Annotated in this window: 14 protein-coding genes; 5 read left to right on the top strand and 9 right to left on the bottom strand. The window is 61.3% G+C overall.

The genetic code is table 11. The features are described from left to right. Positions 1-41 precede the first annotated feature (41 nt). Positions 42-881: an HDOD domain-containing protein gene (locus tag ACP7BV_RS08225; RefSeq protein WP_426103319.1), complete on the top strand. Its 840-nt coding sequence runs from the start codon at positions 42-44 to the stop codon at positions 879-881. Positions 882-907: 26 nt separating this feature from the next. Here the strand turns inward: ACP7BV_RS08225 and ACP7BV_RS08220 are convergent, their stop codons facing one another. Further along, positions 908-1,675: a YdcF family protein gene (locus tag ACP7BV_RS08220; RefSeq protein ID WP_426103318.1), complete on the bottom strand. Its 768-nt coding sequence runs from the start codon at positions 1,673-1,675 to the stop codon at positions 908-910. Positions 1,676-1,794: 119 nt separating this feature from the next. Between ACP7BV_RS08220 and ypfJ the strand changes: the two genes are divergently transcribed. Both ypfJ and ACP7BV_RS08210 read left to right on the top strand, forming a co-directional pair. Continuing rightward, positions 1,795-2,682 carry a KPN_02809 family neutral zinc metallopeptidase gene (gene ypfJ, locus ACP7BV_RS08215; RefSeq protein ID WP_426103317.1) on the top strand — a complete coding sequence of 296 codons (888 nt, stop codon included), beginning with the start codon at positions 1,795-1,797 and terminating at the stop codon, positions 2,680-2,682. A 259-nt stretch (positions 2,683-2,941) separates the two neighbouring features. Further along, positions 2,942-4,015 carry a trypsin-like serine protease gene (locus tag ACP7BV_RS08210; protein WP_426103316.1) on the top strand — a complete coding sequence of 358 codons (1,074 nt, stop codon included), beginning with the start codon at positions 2,942-2,944 and terminating at the stop codon, positions 4,013-4,015. 47 nt (positions 4,016-4,062) lie between these two features. On the opposite strand, the gene ACP7BV_RS08205 is transcribed toward ACP7BV_RS08210, so the two are convergent. From ACP7BV_RS08205 to ACP7BV_RS08185, 5 genes are all read right to left on the bottom strand, one after another. Next, positions 4,063-5,655 carry an RICIN domain-containing protein gene (locus ACP7BV_RS08205; protein ID WP_426103315.1) on the bottom strand — a complete coding sequence of 531 codons (1,593 nt, stop codon included), beginning with the start codon at positions 5,653-5,655 and terminating at the stop codon, positions 4,063-4,065. A gap of 102 nt (positions 5,656-5,757) precedes the next feature. After that, positions 5,758-6,342 (bottom strand): PEP-CTERM sorting domain-containing protein, encoded by a 585-nt coding sequence (locus tag ACP7BV_RS08200; RefSeq protein WP_426103314.1) that lies wholly within the window; start codon positions 6,340-6,342, stop codon positions 5,758-5,760. Positions 6,343-6,379: 37 nt separating this feature from the next. Further along, positions 6,380-7,882 carry a PhoX family protein gene (locus tag ACP7BV_RS08195; protein WP_426103313.1) on the bottom strand — a complete coding sequence of 501 codons (1,503 nt, stop codon included), beginning with the start codon at positions 7,880-7,882 and terminating at the stop codon, positions 6,380-6,382. Positions 7,883-8,142: 260 nt separating this feature from the next. Next, positions 8,143-9,030 (bottom strand): alpha/beta hydrolase, encoded by an 888-nt coding sequence (locus ACP7BV_RS08190; RefSeq protein ID WP_426103312.1) that lies wholly within the window; start codon positions 9,028-9,030, stop codon positions 8,143-8,145. Then, positions 9,024-9,236: a hypothetical protein gene (locus ACP7BV_RS08185; protein ID WP_426103311.1), complete on the bottom strand. Its 213-nt coding sequence runs from the start codon at positions 9,234-9,236 to the stop codon at positions 9,024-9,026. The genes ACP7BV_RS08190 and ACP7BV_RS08185 overlap by 7 nt, the downstream gene beginning before the upstream one ends. Positions 9,237-9,306: 70 nt before the next feature. On the opposite strand from ACP7BV_RS08185, the gene ACP7BV_RS08180 reads away from it, so the two are divergent. Beyond that, positions 9,307-10,173 (top strand): PQQ-binding-like beta-propeller repeat protein, encoded by an 867-nt coding sequence (locus tag ACP7BV_RS08180; RefSeq protein ID WP_426103413.1) that lies wholly within the window; start codon positions 9,307-9,309, stop codon positions 10,171-10,173. A gap of 130 nt (positions 10,174-10,303) precedes the next feature. Beyond that, positions 10,304-11,971: an alpha-amylase family glycosyl hydrolase gene (locus tag ACP7BV_RS08175; RefSeq protein ID WP_426103310.1), complete on the top strand. Its 1,668-nt coding sequence runs from the start codon at positions 10,304-10,306 to the stop codon at positions 11,969-11,971. Positions 11,972-12,110: 139 nt separating this feature from the next. Here ACP7BV_RS08175 and ACP7BV_RS08170 read toward each other — a convergent pair whose 3' ends face one another. Genes ACP7BV_RS08170 through ACP7BV_RS08160 form a run of 3 tightly spaced genes read right to left on the bottom strand, consistent with a single transcriptional unit; the run spans position 12,111 to position 16,507 of the window. Continuing rightward, positions 12,111-12,377, bottom strand: coding sequence for a PAAR domain-containing protein (locus ACP7BV_RS08170; protein ID WP_426103309.1), 267 nt, complete (start codon positions 12,375-12,377; stop codon positions 12,111-12,113). Between the two features lie 9 nt (positions 12,378-12,386). Continuing rightward, on the bottom strand, positions 12,387-14,138 hold the full coding sequence (locus tag ACP7BV_RS08165) for a type VI lipase adapter Tla3 domain-containing protein (RefSeq protein WP_426103308.1): 1,752 nt from the start codon (positions 14,136-14,138) through the stop codon (positions 12,387-12,389). Next, complete coding sequence (locus ACP7BV_RS08160; protein WP_426103307.1) at positions 14,135-16,507, bottom strand: T6SS effector phospholipase Tle3 domain-containing protein; 2,373 nt, start codon at positions 16,505-16,507, stop codon at positions 14,135-14,137. Before ACP7BV_RS08160 ends, ACP7BV_RS08165 begins: the two co-directional genes overlap by 4 nt.

Here is a 16,507-nt window from a genome sequence, read left to right as displayed (position 1 = left end):
ATTTTCGCTTGGGGTCGTCTGGTCGAGGGTATAATTTTCCCGTGAACAGACTAGAAGCCTTCGGATATATTGCCGCACAAGCCGCGCGTGGGGAGATCACTCTTCCAACCAGCGTGAACGCCGCCTTGCGCCTGCAACTAGCCCTCGACAACCCCGATTGTCATATTGAAGACGCCATCAAACTGGTGTTGGGCGAACCTCAACTGGCCGCGCGTACTGTTGCGCTGGCCAACTCCGCAGCATTCAACCGCAATGGCGACTCCACCATCACCAACGTGCGTTCGGCGGTGATGCGGGTGGGTTACCGCAGCTTGCAAACGCTGGTCTCCAGCCTTGTGGTGCGCCAGTTCGGCGCCCGCATCGTTGACCCGCAACTGCGGGCCAAAGCCGAGCAATTGTGGGTCCACACGGCGCATGTGGCCGCGCTCGCGCAAGTGATCGCACGCCGGGTCACGTTCGTCAATCCCGATACCGCCATGTTTGCCGCCATCGTGCACGAAGTGGGCGGGTTTTACCTGCTCTCGCGCGCCGACGAGTTCCCCGGCCTGCTTGACGAAGATCCCGAGAAGTGGGCCGAGCTGTGCGAAGAAGTGGTCAGCCGCGAAGTGCTGAAAAAGCTGGCCGTGCCCGAGCAGGTCGCCAATGCCATCCTGGCGCTGCGCGACGGCTGGCTCACCATGCCCCCCAGCACGCTGCTCGACACGCTGCTGCTGGCCAATCAGTTTTCGCCCGTCCCATCGCCGCTCGGCCCCCAGGAAGTCGCCATGCCCGAGCATGCCGATTCGGTGCTCGATTTTGTCATCGACGACGAAACCTTGCAGAGCATCTTGCAAGAGTCCGAAGGCGAAGTGCAATCGATGAGCGCGGCCTTGCTGGTCTGAGCGTGGTGTGAGCGTCGCGTGAGGGCTTACGCCTTCATCCGGTACCAGGCCAGGCCGATCCATTCGTGCATGGCATAGTACGAGCGGTACAGGCCGCTGGCGCTGGGCACCAGCATGAAGGCCGACCATCTGGCGCGCGAGTAAAACATCGTGGGCGCTTCCACCACCTCAATGCCCTGGCGCACAAAGGCTTCGCGCGAGCGCGCCATGTGCATCGCATGCGTCACCAGCAGCACGCGCTTGACGCCGGCCGCCTTCAGCATGCGCGCGCTGTTCACGGCGTTCTGGTCGGTGTCTTCCGACTGGTCCTCGATCCATGCCACCGGCGTCTTGAAGTCTTCGCGCAGCGCGCGCGCCATCATCGCGCCCAGCGAGCGGGTCGATTCGGTGCCGGGCACAATGCCGCCGCTCACCAGCAGGGGCAAGCCGGTCTGGTGCTGCAGCCAGGCGCCGTACTGCAAGCGCACCAGCGTGACCGGGTCCGGCGTGTCCTGGCCCCCATACTCCGGGGCGGCGTCGACGATGCCGGCTGACAGCACCACGATGGCCTGGGCGCCGGCAGCGCCGGCGTTGGCCAGCGGCGCGGTCCGCTGTTCGAGGGGGGCGACCAGCAACAGCGAGCCCGCATTGGTGGAAATGACCAGCAGCGCGGCCACGCCCGCGCCGCTCACCACGCGCGCCGCGCGCGGCCAGCGCCGCCGCAGCAGGTAGCCGAACGCAATCAGCAGCAGCAGGTTGGTGGGGGGCATGGCGACGATCCGGATGAGCGTGCCGGCGAAGGAACTGAGGGTCATGGTGATCCAGGTTGAGCGGTGTTGGATTATCGCAGCAAGACGCCGGTCTTACGTAGCGCCAAATATTTCTCATTCAGCGTATTCTATTTGTAAATTGACAAAACCTAGCGGAGAGAAGTATGAAATGGGAAGGCAATCGCGAAAGCGACAATGTTGAAGACCGGCGCGGCGCAGGCGGTGGTGGCGGGGGCGGGGGATTTAGCCTGGGCGGGCGCGGTATCGGGATCGGCACCATCGTCATTGCGCTGATCGGTGGCGCGGTATTTGGCATCAATCCGCTGCAGGTGCTCGACATGCTTAGTGGCGGCGGCGGCGGTGGTGCAGTGCCATCCTCCCAGCCGGCCACGCAGCAAACGCCGGCGACCGACAAGCAGACGCGCTTCGTCAAGGTCGTGCTGGCCGATACCGAAGACGTGTGGGGCAAACTGTTCCAGGAAAAGGGGGCCCAGTATGTCAAGCCCAAGCTGGTGTTGTTCTCCGGCGCCACGGGCACCGCGTGCGGTACCGGGCAAAGCGCCAGCGGGCCGTTTTATTGCCCGGCCGACCAGGACGTCTACATCGACCTGAGTTTTTACACGCTGATGCAAGAGCGCTTCGGCGTCTCCGGCGAATTCGCCCAGGCCTATGTCATCGCGCACGAGATCGGCCACCATGTGCAAAACCAGTTACATATTTCAGACAAGGTGCAGCAAGTGCGCGAACGCGGTTCCGAGAAACAAGCCAATCAAATGTCGGTGCGCCTTGAATTGCAGGCCGACTGCTTTGCCGGCGTGTGGGCTTTCCACGGCAACCAGGCGCGCAGCATCCTCGAACAGGGCGATGTGGAGTCGGCGCTGAAAGCGGCTACGGCCATTGGCGACGATGCGCTGCAGCGGCAGTCGCAGGGGCGCGTCGTGCCCGATTCATTTACCCACGGAACGTCCGAGCAGCGCGCGCGCTGGTTCTCGAAGGGCTTGCAGGGCGGCCAGATGGAGCAATGCAATACGTTTGATACACGCTCGCTGTAACGGTCGCCAAGGTGTGTCGGAAATGTTGACACCGTGGCCGATAGGATAGTGCGACAAAATAAGAAAACGGCCTGGGGGCCGTTTTTTTTCGCCGTGACCCACCGTCGGCAAAATTGACAAGGCGGGCCCGGCTGTTGCGGACAGCGCGGCAACTCCCTGAAAACGTGCTTCTTTTTTCCGGGCATGGTTCCTGCACGGGGCCTTGCATGCATCCGTCTGGTTTCGGGATGTCTTGCTTTGCAAAATGAAAAGGACAATCATGTTTGCTCGTACATTGTCGTTAAAAAACAAGTTGGTGCGCGTGCTGGCCGCGTGCGTGGTGCTCGTCGCGGCCGCGCCGGTGCAAGCCTCGGTTGTCAGCACGGGACACTTCGTGCCCCTCATCACCGCCGGTGCGCCGCCCGATTCGCCGGACGCGCGGATCGACCCCAACCTGCCGGCGTCGCCTTTTTCGGGCGTGGTCAGCATCAACATCCGGTTTGACGGCGCATCGTATATTTGCTCGGGCGCGCTGGTGGGGCGGCGCCAGGTCATTTCGGCCGGGCACTGTGTCGACGTCACTGGTGCCGGCACCGTGATCGACCTCAATGCGCCGGGCAACGATGTGCGCGTCGTCTTCAATGACGGCGTTGCCAATTCCGTCATCACCGCCAGCGCGGTCTCGCTCAATCCCGCCTACCAGGGGTTCGGCAAGTGCCCGCTGGGCGTGACCGCGTTTTGCCTGAACGATGACTTGTCCGTCATCACCCTAGGCGCCGACGCGCCGGCCAGCGCCAGGATCTACAAGGTCGCCGTCAATGAGCTGCAGGCGGGCACGCGCGTCACCATGGCCGGCTACGGGACCTCGGGCGACGGCATCAATGGCTTTACGGTAGGGGCGGACTTTCGCATCAAGCGCACGGGCGAAAACTATGTCGACCTGTTCGATGGCGACGACGAGCAAGGCTTTGGCGGCCCCAGGGAAGTCTGGTACGCGGACTTCGACGGCGCCGGCCAGGACACGTTCTGCGACTTTTTCGACGCCTGCTCGCCGCAGTTGCCCAACAACCGCGAAGCGGGCATCGGCGGAGGCGACTCGGGCGGGCCGTCTTTCGTCAACATGTATGGGGAATTGATGCTGGTAGCGAACAACACCTTCGGCGGCTGGTTCAACGGGCAGGAACCTGGCACCTTCGGCACGTACTTTGGCGGCGTGGTGCTCGCCAGCTATGCCGACTATCTGGTCGAAGCAACAGACGGCAACATCACGCTGGTGCCCGAGCCTGCCGGGCTTGCACTGTTTGGGCTTGGCCTGGCGCTGCTGGGCGCGCGGCGGCGCCGCGCCCCGGCATAAGTGGCGGGCAGAATAAAAAAAGCGGCCGGGCGGCCGCTTTTTTTTTGTCAGCGTGGGCCGGCGCCCGCGCTTACCTTGGCGGGAATGTCGTCGACATTGTCCACCGTGTACGGATACATGGAGAGGCCGCTAAAGACGGTGTCTCCGGTATCGCGGCGGATATCCGTGGCGGAGATGCCGGTGTAGCGGTTGGACCAGAGCGGCGCGTCCAGGGCGCCGAGACCCGCGTTCCAGTGTGGCCGGGAAGCATTCGCAAAGAAATTGCCCTCGACTTTTCCCTGTGCCCAGTTCGCGGCATTGATGGCAAAGTATGGAATGTCCAGCCAGTAATTGTTGTACAGGTGGGCGCGGGTGGCGCCGCCATCGAGCTTGGGATTGCGTCCCGCGCTGCGGTTCCAGAAATTGTGGTGGAACGTTACCTGGGAATTGAGCACCATATTCGTGTAGAAATGCTGGTTGCCGCAGACCGCCGGGTTGGCGCCGTCGAAGCGATTCCAGCTCAGCGTCACATTCTTGCTTTCGGTGATATCCACGTGGCCGTCGCTGATCAGGCTGAAACGGACATGGTCGATCCACACGTGGCTTGAGTTGGCAAGGGTGATGGCGTCGCCCGCTTCCACCAGACCGGGATTGACGTCCTGAATCGACAGGTTGCGGATGATGACGTTCTTGGCGTTGCTCAGGTTAAGCGTCGCGCCGACAATGGTGGCGTTGCTGTCCAGGCCCAACAGCGTTTTGTTGGAAGCGACCTGGATGTTGATCTCGTTGCGGCTGCGGGCCACTTTGGTTTCGCTGGTCGCGCCCAGTTCTGTGCAGGTCTGGGCGCCGACAGGAATGCGATAGATGGACTTGCCCGCATCCTGATAGCTCGGGCAACTGATGGCGCACGCACCCTGGCTGCGGGCTGGCGTGCGGCAATCGATCACCGTTCCTGCGGCAATGTGCACCACGGCCGGCGCACTCGATTGCAAGGCGCCAACCAGTGCGCTGCACGAGTTGACCGTGACCGGTGGCACTGAGCCACCGCCGGTGGTGCTGGACAAGCCGTCCGGGCCGGCCTGGGAGGCAAAGCCTTCCGGCGTCGCGTTGCACAGACCCGAGGCGGGATTGAAAAACCAGCGCTGCTGGGCTTTGGCCAGGTCGCTGGCCTGATACACGCGCGAGCCGCTGGCGCCGTCGGCCACCGTCAAGGACTTGCCGGAATGGCGCGCAACGACGTTGTAACCGCCCGCCAGGGAGCGCTTGAGCTGCCACTGCTGGTTGGTGCCGCCGTTGGCGGGCCACTGGACCAGACGCCCGCCTTCGATCATTGACAGCTCCAGCACGTCAAGCAGCATGCCGCTGTTGCGCGCCGTCATGCTCCAATAACCATTGCCCAGGTCGCGCAAGGTAAATTGCTGGTTCGCGCTGCCGCCGTAGCCCCACTGCTGGATATACGCACCACCCTGCAGTGCGCCACCTGTGACGTCGAGTACCTTGCCTGAACCCATATTGGCAATGCTGTACAGGCCGCCGTTGACCACGGGTGCGCTGCAGTTGGCGGCCTGGGCAGGACTGGCCAGCAGTGTCAGCGACACGGCCAGCCAGGCGGCGATGGCGGCGAACGGGCGGCCCGCCGATAAAGCAGATGAAGTTGTCATGAATGTGCTCTCCGGAAAAAGGTGATGCCATAGTAGCATCGGAAAATTAGCCCGGAGTGATGATTTTTTTAACGTGATTGATACGATTTTGACATAGCTCGCTTAAGGCTGCATGCGCCGTTGTCGGCGATACAGGCCGCCGAACATGGCCAGCGCAGAGAGCATCAGCATTGCGGTGGACGGTTCCGGCACGGTTGCGCTGATCGAAAAGGCGTCGCCTGCGCGCAGGCCGGTGGTGTCGAAGTACCAGTCGCTCTTGTTATTCAAGCTGAACGGGTTTCCAAAACTAAACTCCGCGAATTCTGGCGTGGCAAAAGTGATCGCGGCGGCCGTGCTGGTGTAGTTAATCTGGCTGGTGGTGCCAAAGGTCGGCGTGACGCTGCCCGCGCTTGAAAACGCAATGCCTTCCAGATAAAACGAGAAGTTCGTCAAGCTCCTGCCGCTGAGATTGCGAACCAGGGCATTCATGCTCATCGGGCCGATCAGGTCGCTGTCTTCGATGGTGAATTCAAACCGCGTTGCCGCAAAATTGTGAAGGTCGAGGTCGAAGGACAGCATGCCAGGCGCGCTGTAATCGGTGACAAGATTGGCGGAGGATCCGGTGCTGCCGGTCAGCAGGGCCGCGTTGGCCGCGCCGGACAAGGCCAGTGCGGTCCCGATTGCAAGACAAAGCTGTTTGAGTTTCATCGTAAGTTTCCTGGTAATGGTATGAAGGGCGGAGCGATTACAAAGGACCTTTTGCCCACGGTCCGGAAATGGCGAACGTGATGCCGGGCGTCTGGATGTTGACGAAGAGATAGCGGCCGGTGGGGTCGAAGCAGGCGCCGGCAAATTCGTTCGCGCGGTGGTCGCCTTGCAAGCCAAGTTGTTTGCCCGTCACGATCAATTGCTCGGTGGAGAGCACAATATTGTTCTTGGCAAAAATGTACGCATCGCCCTGGGCGGTCAAGCCCATCAGGCGCTGGCCAAAACCGAAGCTGTCGTTGGCGGCGCTCGATGCGTCTTCGCAAATGAGGATGGCGTCGCGCGGGCTGACGGTCAGGTTGTCGCCCATGTTGCCGACCAGCGCGCTTGGACTGGAGTAAATGCAGGTAAGCACCTGGCTGGCCAGATCGAGTTCCCAGATGGTGCCGCGCGCGACCGAACCGCCGGAGGTATCCATGATGAACATCTTGCCGAGCGAATACCAGATGCCTTCGCCGCGGTTCATGCGCAGCGCGCCTTGCTTCCAGCCTTGCACGAAGGGGCCAGCCGCGTTCGAAACCGTGATGCCGGTAGGGCCGGTGGCGTTGCCGCGGTTGCGGTCCGGTTCGGCAATGTCCACCCATTCCAGTGCGTAGGTGGCATTCACGGGCGCGGTGGCCAGGTTGGCATTGGCCACGCCCTTGACCTTGGCCATCTGCAGGCGCCCGCCCATTGCCAGCGAGCCAGGGTAGCCAGGCGTGATGTCGGGCACATAACGGTAGAAGCCGGACTTGCCCGAACTGTCTTCGGTTTCGTAGACGATGCCGGTGGCCGCGTCGACGGCTGCCGCTTCATGCGCGAAACGGCCCATGCCGACGATGGGCACGCCAACCGTGTGCGCCGGATCGGCCGTCACCTCGAAGGCGTAGCCATGTTTTTTGCCGGCCACGCCCACCGCGTCGGAACCGACTTCTTCGCACGTGAGCCAGGTTCCCCACGGCGTCACGCCGCCAGCGCAATTGCCTTGCGTGCCCCCCAGGCTGGGCGTCATGCTGACCCAGTTGCCATCGCGGAACAGCAAGTTGCTGGTACCGCCACCGAACTTGTTGCTGGTCGCTGCGCCGCTGTTGCCGTTGTCATAGACGGCCGGCGCATTGATGAAACTGGCCGCCGATGTGGCGCCCACTTCGTGGTTGCGCACCAACACCAGTTCGGTACTGCGGCCAACCTTGCGCGAGACGATGACGCCCATGCCATCGTGGCCCGCCGGGCAGCTTTTGCCGTTGGTCATCAGGTCGCCGCGCCAGCCGTAGCTTTTGTAGCTAAAGCCTGGTGGCAACTGGAGCAAAGGCAAGCCCGTCGACAAATCGTTGGCAGGCGCGATCGGGCCGTAAGGGCTGTCGATCAGCGCCGTCGACCCATTGGCAGCAAGCGCTTGCTGAGACTGCATGGCGGCAAAGGCGCCGACAAAAGGCAAAGCGGAAGCACTGGCCAAGCCCTTGAGCATGTTGCGGCGGGATGAAGAGAGAACGTTGTCAGTCATGGCGAATCCTTGTCCGGGAGATTGGTAACGCGCCGTTTAGCGCCGGCGTCAGCGTGGACGTGATTAAACCAAGCAAAAACTACGTGGCAATGACGGCAAAATGACAACGAAAATTGTTTGAAAGCGTTTCTGCGTGAACAAGGGCGTGTTTTTCTGCAGGCGCGGGGCCTGCTGCGCAATCACGCGTAGGAGTTGTGGCAGCATGTCGCCATCATGGGCACTGATCAAGAATTGCTCGTGCGCCTGCGCCCGGTTCTGTCTCAGGCAGGAGGGAACAGCCACAGTATCGCCTCGCGGAACTCGCTGCTCCAGAAAGCTTCGTTGTGGTTCCCATTCGGGACGATTTTCAGCGTCGCATTGGCGCTCGGGTGGCCGCGCTTGATGACCTGGTCGTACATGCGCTGCGCGTCGGGCACCATCGGCCCGCCTTCGAGTGCGCCGATCAGCAGGTACAGACGGGCGTCCGAGCGCGCCGGTCTTGAAGCGGCAAAGTTAAACGCTGCGCTTCCCGCCGCCCAGTAGGATGGCGAAAAAATGCCCGCCTTGCCAAACACTTCCGGGTATTGGTTGATGCCGTAGTGCGAGATCAGGCCCCCCATTGAACTACCCATCAGTGCAGTATGGTCGCGCTCTGGCATGGTGCGGTACTGCTTGTCGATCAGCGGCTTGAGCACCTTGACGATGAAGTCCATGTACAGTTCGCCTTCCCCCGGGCCGTACTGCAAATTGCTCCAGGCGTTCAGTTCCGTCATGCGCTTGGCTTCGCCATTGTCGATGCCAACGACGATCAGTTCGAGCTTGCCTTCGCGCGCAAGTGCGTCCATCGTCTCGTCCACCTTCCACTCTCCCCCGTAGGCGGTGGCGTTGTCGAACAGGTTCTGGCCGTCGTGCATGTACAGGACCGGATAGTGCTTGGTCGAGGTGGCGTAAGCGGGCGGCAGGTACAGGCGGATCTGGCGCTTGCGGTTCAGTCCTGGCATGCTTAGTTGCTCCGGCAAGAGCAGGACAGCGGGCAGTGCACTCGGCGTGGCCGCAACGGCAGCCGACGGCGCTTGCTGGGCGGTGACGGGACCATTGCCACTGTTGCCGCAGGCGGCGCACGCCAGCGCCAGGACCAGCGCAAAGAAGGTTCTTTTATTGGTTAGCACGTGTGGTTTTCCTTGTAAAAGTCAATGATGACGGCCAGGCCTTGCCCGCCTGCGCCGGTGGCGAACCGGATCGTGGCGCCGTTCTTGGCGGCCGCCCGCTCGGCGATCGCCAATCCCAGTCCAGTGCCTTCCTGGTCTTGCCACGGGATCCGGTAAACACGTTCAAACACCTTTGCCCGCAGCGCCGGCGCTCGGGCGCGCTTCAAGGCGAACGCTGATGCACCCGGCCCCGGCGTCAGTTCCACGCCTGCCGTAGCCGGCGACAGCGTGTACTTTCTGAGCCGCGACGGGCGCCGGCACGCGCTGAACACCACAACGGGCGCACCGCTGTGGAGTTTTCGCACGGGGGGCGAAGCATCGTTCTCGGCCCATGGCATGTTCGGCATGGAGCTGACCGCAACGCCGGTGCGCGATCCCTGGGACTTGTTCCTCTCGTCGCCGCTGGTGCATGATGGCAAAGTCTACTTTGGCAGCAGTGACCAGTGCGTCTACGCGCTCGACGCGCGCAGCGGCAAGCCGGTATGGGTATTCAAGACCGGCGGCATGGTGCATTCCTCGCCCGCACTGGCCGGCGCCAGTATCGTCGTGGGCAGCTGGGATGGCGCGGTGTATGCGCTGGACGCGGCCAGCGGCGAGCAGCGCTGGCGCTTCCAGACCCAGACCGAACAAAAGAGCAGCATCGTGCTGGGCATCCAGGCCTCGCCCCGCGTCCACGGCGACAGCGTCTACATCGGCTCGCGCGACGGCTATTTTTATGCGCTCGATGCGGCCACGGGAAAGCAGAACTGGCGTTACGATGCGCAGGGCTCGTGGATTGTCTTCGCTGCAGCTTTCGATGGCGCCACCGTCTACTTCGGCACCTCCGACACCGGCTTGCTGCTGGCGCTCGACCAGCGCACCGGCAAGGAGCGCTTCCGCTTCAGTACCGCTGTGTGGACCTTTGCCGCGCCGCTGGTCGTGGACGGCATGCTGGTGGGCGCATCGATGAAGGGGCAGTTGCATGCGCTCGATTCGGCGCTTGAGCATGTCAAGCGACTCGGCGCCTTTGTCGCCTCGCGCCTGTGGCACGACGGCCAGCTCATCGTCGCCAACAGCAACGGTGAAGTGCTGTTTTTTGACACGGTGCGCAACGACCATCGTTAGGACTCCAAATGTAATCAAATTACAAGCTGCAACGGGCTTTTGGGTGATCTTATTCCAAAATATTGCGAATGGTGTAGTAACATTACAGAAAATAATAAATAACACCCGTTCACATTGATTGGAGACAAAAATGAAAAAGAGCATAGCAGCACTCGGTTATGGACTCGCTTTGGCCGCTTTTGCCGGTTGTGGCGGCGGCGGTGCCGGTGCCGGTGCCTCTCCGGCGCCTGCCCCTGCACCCGCGCCGGCACCGGCGCCGGTGCCGGCAACGCATGAAGTAAGCATCCTGAAAGCTTCGGGCAGCATCGAACAACGGCTGGCCTGCAACCGGGTACTGGCGCAGGCGGCCTGCCAGATGCGCATCTACCAGGTCATGGTGGAAGCTTTTGTCGATGGCGACCCGACCGCCAACTTTAACGCTGGCTATGGCACGAGCAAGCACAAGGGCGACCTGGCCGGCATTACCGCTTCGCTCGACTACATCAAGAGCACCGGGGCCAACACGCTGTGGCTGACCCCGATCTTCCTTTCCGCACCCGTTGCCGGCCAGGACCTGGGGGCAGACCGCCTCGACGCCACCGGGTACTTCTCGAGCGACTACTTCAAGATTGACCCGAAATTTGGCACCCTGGCGCAGGCGCGCACGCTGGTTCAGGAAGCGCACAAGCGCGGCCTGGCGGTATTGTTCGATGGCGTGTTCGGCCATCACAAGGCGAATATCGCGGCCTCGCCCGGCGGCCTGAAGCCGTTTGGCGGCCACGATCCGGTCGACTACACCCATCCCGATACACTGGCGTTCTACCGGGAAGTAGCGAGCTACTGGATCGATCAGCTGCAGATCGACGGCTGGCGTTTGGACCAGGCCTACCAGGTGCCGCCGGCGGCGTTGGCCAGCCTGCGCGACACGGTGCAGCAAGCCTCCAGCCGCAACAGCTACCTCAATGCCGACGGCGTGGTTGTTCGGCCAGCTGGCTACATGGTTGCCGAAGTGTGGAAGGGCGAGTCCGAGATCGCGGCCACTTACGGCAGCACGCTGGCGCCGGCGCTGAGCTCAGCCTTCGACTTCCCGCTGCGCTACAAGCTGGTGCAGACGCTGGCAACCGAAGAATCGGGTTTGTCGGGCCAGCCGGCCAGTACGCTGAACGCCGGTTTTGCCACGCACGCTGTCTACCCCGACCATGCCATGCCCAACCTCATGCTCGGCAATCACGATCTGGTGCGCTTCGGCGACCTGGTGCAGCGCGCCGGACTGGGCAACCCGGACGATGAGCAGTACTGGTTGCGCCACAAGGCGGCGTTCACCTTCATGGCTGCGTTCAGCGGACCGATCACGCTGTACTACGGCGATGAAATTGGCCAGGAAGTACCCAACTTTGCGGCCAAGGTCAGCGTCAACTGTGTCGAAGCGGGCCTGTGCGAGGATCATGTCAGCCGGGATGACGGCGTCGTCGATGGCGTGGCAGGTCCCGCCCTGAGCGCCAGGGCGCGCGAGTTGAAGGGCTATGTGGCGTCGCTGATGCGGGTACGCTCCGTCAATGGGGCACTGGCGGGCGGTGCGCGGACCCACGTCTATTCCGATACCAACGTGTACATTGACCGCAAGGACAGTGGCAGCAACCGGGTGCTGCTGGTGCTGAACGTGAAAAACAAGGCGGCGACGATCACGCTCGACAGCGCGGTGGTGTCGGGTGCAGCGGCGCTGAACGATCTGATGACTGACGGTAAAGTGGAAGTGGACGCCAACGGCAAGTTCTTGATCACGGTGGCGCCGCTGTCGGGGCGCTTGCTGCGCTTTTAAGGTGAGGGGAGCGGGCGCTATCGTGGCGCCCGGTTCTGGGTATTGCTTGCTTTGACGCGCGCGAAAAACGCTGGAGATTTTTTCCCGGGCGCCGGGACTGCGGGATGACAATCCCTGCACGGTTTGCGTTGTGGCGCCACTATGCCAGAGTGAAGTTTCCCACTGTCGATAGCAGTGTAGCACCGCAAGTCGTGTGATGCCCGTGAAAGGCTACTTGGATGCCGTCAATCGTATAGTGCGGGTCGCCCTCGGCGATGGTGCAGCCGCTGTGGCCCGCTATTGGGCAGCTGCATGGGTCACCGACGCGAGCCACAGCAATGCCCTGCACAATAAAGTGACTGGCGGTGACGCTTTCTACTTTTCCGCCATGGCTGGTGGGGTCGTTCAGGCGAATAACGTTGCGCATGGCGCTCCTCTATTGCTTGTAATTTTCGGGATCGACGGCAGGCGTGCCGTGATGCTGGAATACGTCGCCGCCATTTGGATGGTGCTGGGTCTTGCGCAGCGCCTCGGATGGCGGACTGACCATGATGATGCTCGCCTCATTCGGGTCGCGCATGTTGACCGCAGCGCTCACGCCGCCGGCGCGGTAGCTGCCCATGACGCCGATGGCCATTTGCATGAACAGGGTGGCGGCGCCGGTATTGCCCAGCCGGCGGTCGGTATCGATCAGCAGGCCCGGAGCGCTGCCCGTCAGCTCTGGCCCGCCCTTGGACGCGTGCTCGTTCAGTGCTCCGTGCAAGACGCGCATCTGATCGGTATTGCCGCCGGTAGCGACGATGACGCGCGCGGGAGCGGCTTTTCGTTGCGCCTCTGGCAGCGTTTGCAATGCCTGATCCCATCCGGCCTGCATTGCCTTCTGGCGCTCGTCCGCGCGGATCAAAGGGTGGCCGTCCTTGTCGACAAAGCTAACGAACGTGGGTCGGTGAATGTAGCCCAGGGTCGGCAGCCTGTCGAATTTTTCCAGTTGGGCCTTGTTCCATGGGATAGGGAACCATGGCGTTGGCTTCCATTCTTTTGGAGGGCGGTGGCCCCCTTGGGCAAGATCGCTGAGCAGCTCGCTGGTGCTGGTGCCGGTGCCGTTGATCTCGGGGCGATGGGCGAATTGCGCGGTGGCCGCCAACCACTCCGAGACCGACGGTGGCCGCTCGGTTCGCGTGTCGGGATGGGGCAGGGAACGTGCGAGCGCGTTATGCGCGAGGAATAAACGACGTGCGAAACCGTGTTGATTAAGCTTTGCCACGGTCTCCGTGTCGTCGTTTAGATCCTCGAATGCGAACCGCCGCACCGCATCGACCCGCTCGCGCCGTGCCAGCACGAACAGCGCGGAAGCATCTGGCATTGCGGGAATGGCATTGCCATCGGTTGACAGCGGTGGCGTGCCCGGCGTACGGGTCAGGTTACGCGTATACATGTCGTCTGAGGAATTGAGAACGATGTACGGGATATCCGGATGCGCATCGAAGAATGCGAACACATCGTCCAGAATGCGGTCGGGGCGTTCGTCGAAGCGCCGCGGACCGGCCACGAACAGATGAAATTGCATGCCGGACGAATTGGCGCCATCGGCCAATCCCATGGTGGGATCGTTTGGCTGATCCTTGAAGTCAGGATCGTGTATCGGTGCTTCCGCATTAAAAACCGGCACGCCCCAATACGTCGGCGTATCGTTCGCGCCATTCTCAAGCGTGTTGCCGAAGCGGTTGCCGGTCTGGCCGTTCCGCTCGTTCACGCTCCATGGGTATTTGTTCTTGTCTTGCTCGCGAATAGTCGTGTGCGGACTACCTTTTTGCAATTCATCCCACAAGGTCCCTTGACGATATTTGTCAAATGTAACGCCAAGGCCGATCACCTCCAGCACGTATTCCCGTTTTGCCTGGTCAGTGAGGACGGCCGGCTGCTGCGCCTGCACCTGCGGCGCCGGCTGCGCGTTTTTAGATGCCATCACCCAACGGGCACCGGCAAACAATGCGATGACTGTCACCGGTCCTGCAACCCACCACCAAAGTCGAACTCCCATCGTCTGCTCCTGTGACATTAAACTGACTGGCTGAACCACCGACATGACGAAGATTGTCCACAGCGGAATCAAGATGATCATCGCAATGGCGCAGCCCAGCAAGTATCGCCCAAATTTTGGCGGCTCAGGCATCTGATCGGTATTCATTTGGCCGCTTCCTGCTTGGTGACACGGGCAACTGGCTTGGCAACGGCACGGAGCGGATGCTGCATTGCAGGTCTGTCGATTTGTTGACAAATCACCGCGCCTGGCAATCCGGTAGTGATGGATGGTATGCAGGCTGGAAGCACCCCGGTACTATAGTAATGGGCATTGCCTTCTATCACATCCTTGCGCCACTTGGGTTCCACCGACCAGTAGTTGGCGGTCGGGTGCTTCGGGTCCGCGGATGGCGCCGCCGCAAATGTCGTTAAGAATTCCTTCCAACTAAAAATCCCATCGCGTAGCTCCTTCGACTTCCCTTTCTTCAACCGCCAGTCCGCTACAGCGCACAGATAGGCGTAAAAAATCGGATGGGAAGAAGCAAGGCCACCGCCAATGGCGACATCATAGGCGGTCACATTGGCATGGTTGGCTTTGTTGCCAAAAATAGCGCCGTGGAAGGATTTCGGGCTCACTTCGCTTTGCCATCGCTTGCGCGCCTCGTCTGGAGTTTCCTTGCGCTTGACAAGTAACTGCCCGGTTGCCGACAGGTCTGGTCCCTGACAGCTGAATACTTCCACCACCACGCACTGCTGGGTTTCTGGTTTGCCTTCGTTTAAGTGCTTCTGCACCAGCGCCATCTTCTCTGTTGTGAGTTGCGCCCTGCCTTTGTAGAGGTGTGGTGCCGGGCTGTCGCGGGACCCAGCTCTCGGGTTCCTGCCTTTGTCCACCGGCCCCGGATCCGTAATGCTGATCCACACATCCAAATATCCTTTTGCGCCGGCGACGGCAATTGCTGCGTCGATCGGGTCTACTTCCTCACATGGGCCTTGTTTATCGCGGGGCAGATTGAGCTTGGCCTGCAGCGAAGTGGCTGGGACGACCGCTTCTCCCCCGCGCAGTTGCGCCGCTACCGGGGTTCGCAATTCTTCCCCGTTGATAGTGCGAATGCCATCGCGCACGTCATTGTCGTGCGCCTGTTTGGCTTCATACCAAGACGGGCCCTTGTCGACGACCGGCCAAGCCACTTCTTTTGAAGTGCCACGATGGCTTCGATTGTCGGCCGCAACGTGCGAGCCCATGTCCTCGCCTTTTATGCGCAGGGCGAAATCATAGGGAGGACTTCTTCCAAGTAATACCGGTCCCACCTTTTTTGTCGCGAGGTCGAACCGGCGTTTAATAGTGAAAACGCGCTGATAGAAACCCGATGCGGGCGGGGTGCCCACGTTCTTGGTCAATTCCGCCATCGCATGTCTACTAGCCATTCCACCGCGTCCATCGCTGGCAACATCCTGTACGCCTTGCCATCCGATTCCGTGCAAATGGTCCAGCGCAACGGTCATGTCTTCCGGAGAGAAATAAACATACACCTTGCCGCGGTTATCGCGGTCGTTCTCCGCAACCCATTTCGCGCCTACCATGCCGCAATGTTTTGCATGATTGTCGAGGGTAGCGAAGACGGGCGTCACAGATTTTTTTTGCGCAACGCCTTGAACGATATTGATCAGCGTGTCCAAACGCGCGTCGAAGGCCTGCCGACCGTGGATCATATTGTAGTCGCGACTCGTCATTGCCGTGTTCGTTTCACCGGCAAACAACTCGGCAGCATCCATCAATAAACTCGTATGCGCTTCAAGACTATAGGGGGAATTCACTAGAACGAGCGTGTCCGCTGGCCGTGCGCCCAAATCCAACAGAAACGCTTGCGCGAGCAGGCTAATGATGGTTCCCTGGCTGTGGGCGACGATGGATACCACCTCGTGTTCATCGTAATCGCGGATCATCGAGATAAGCGCCGCCAGTCTCTTGGCGGCCAAAATCATGTACATCCGACCCGGGGCGTTCAGAACCGGGCGAATCGGATCGCCTACCGGGTCGGTCGGCGCACCCGCTCCCTTGTTCCACATATCGGGAATGGTGCCGGTGGCGTTGGCGAACGGGCCACCCCCTTTCGACAAATCCTTATCCATGCGATTGCCGTTGCGATCGGTCTTTTGCCCAAACGCGACCTTCCCCGCGTTGGTTTCCTCTCGGTAGCCCCAGTAAAACGGAATGACGGGACTGAAGGTCTCTTTGGTGACATGACGCTTGAAAAACAAGGCGTCTGGGTCGTCAACGAGCTTGCCCTTGTCGTCCGCAGTAGGCATGCGGTAGCCGGCCGGCACCAGGCCAACGGACAATCGCTTGCTCAGCCCGGCGCAAAGGCCTTCCTCGACGGCGTTAAAGCCCACGCCGACGTCGTTCACGCCGTGAATGACAATGACATTGCCAGGCAGGTCCGGCTTGACCGCCACGGTCTTGTCGGACTTACGGCCGGTTTGCAGGACGCTGGTGTCTTCGCCGCCAACATAAGGTATTTTTGAGTAGAGTGCCAT

Source organism: Massilia sp. TSP1-1-2, from assembly GCF_049896185.1.
Classification (GTDB): domain Bacteria; phylum Pseudomonadota; class Gammaproteobacteria; order Burkholderiales; family Burkholderiaceae_D; genus Telluria_A.
This window is presented reverse-complemented; position numbering and strand designations above follow the sequence as displayed.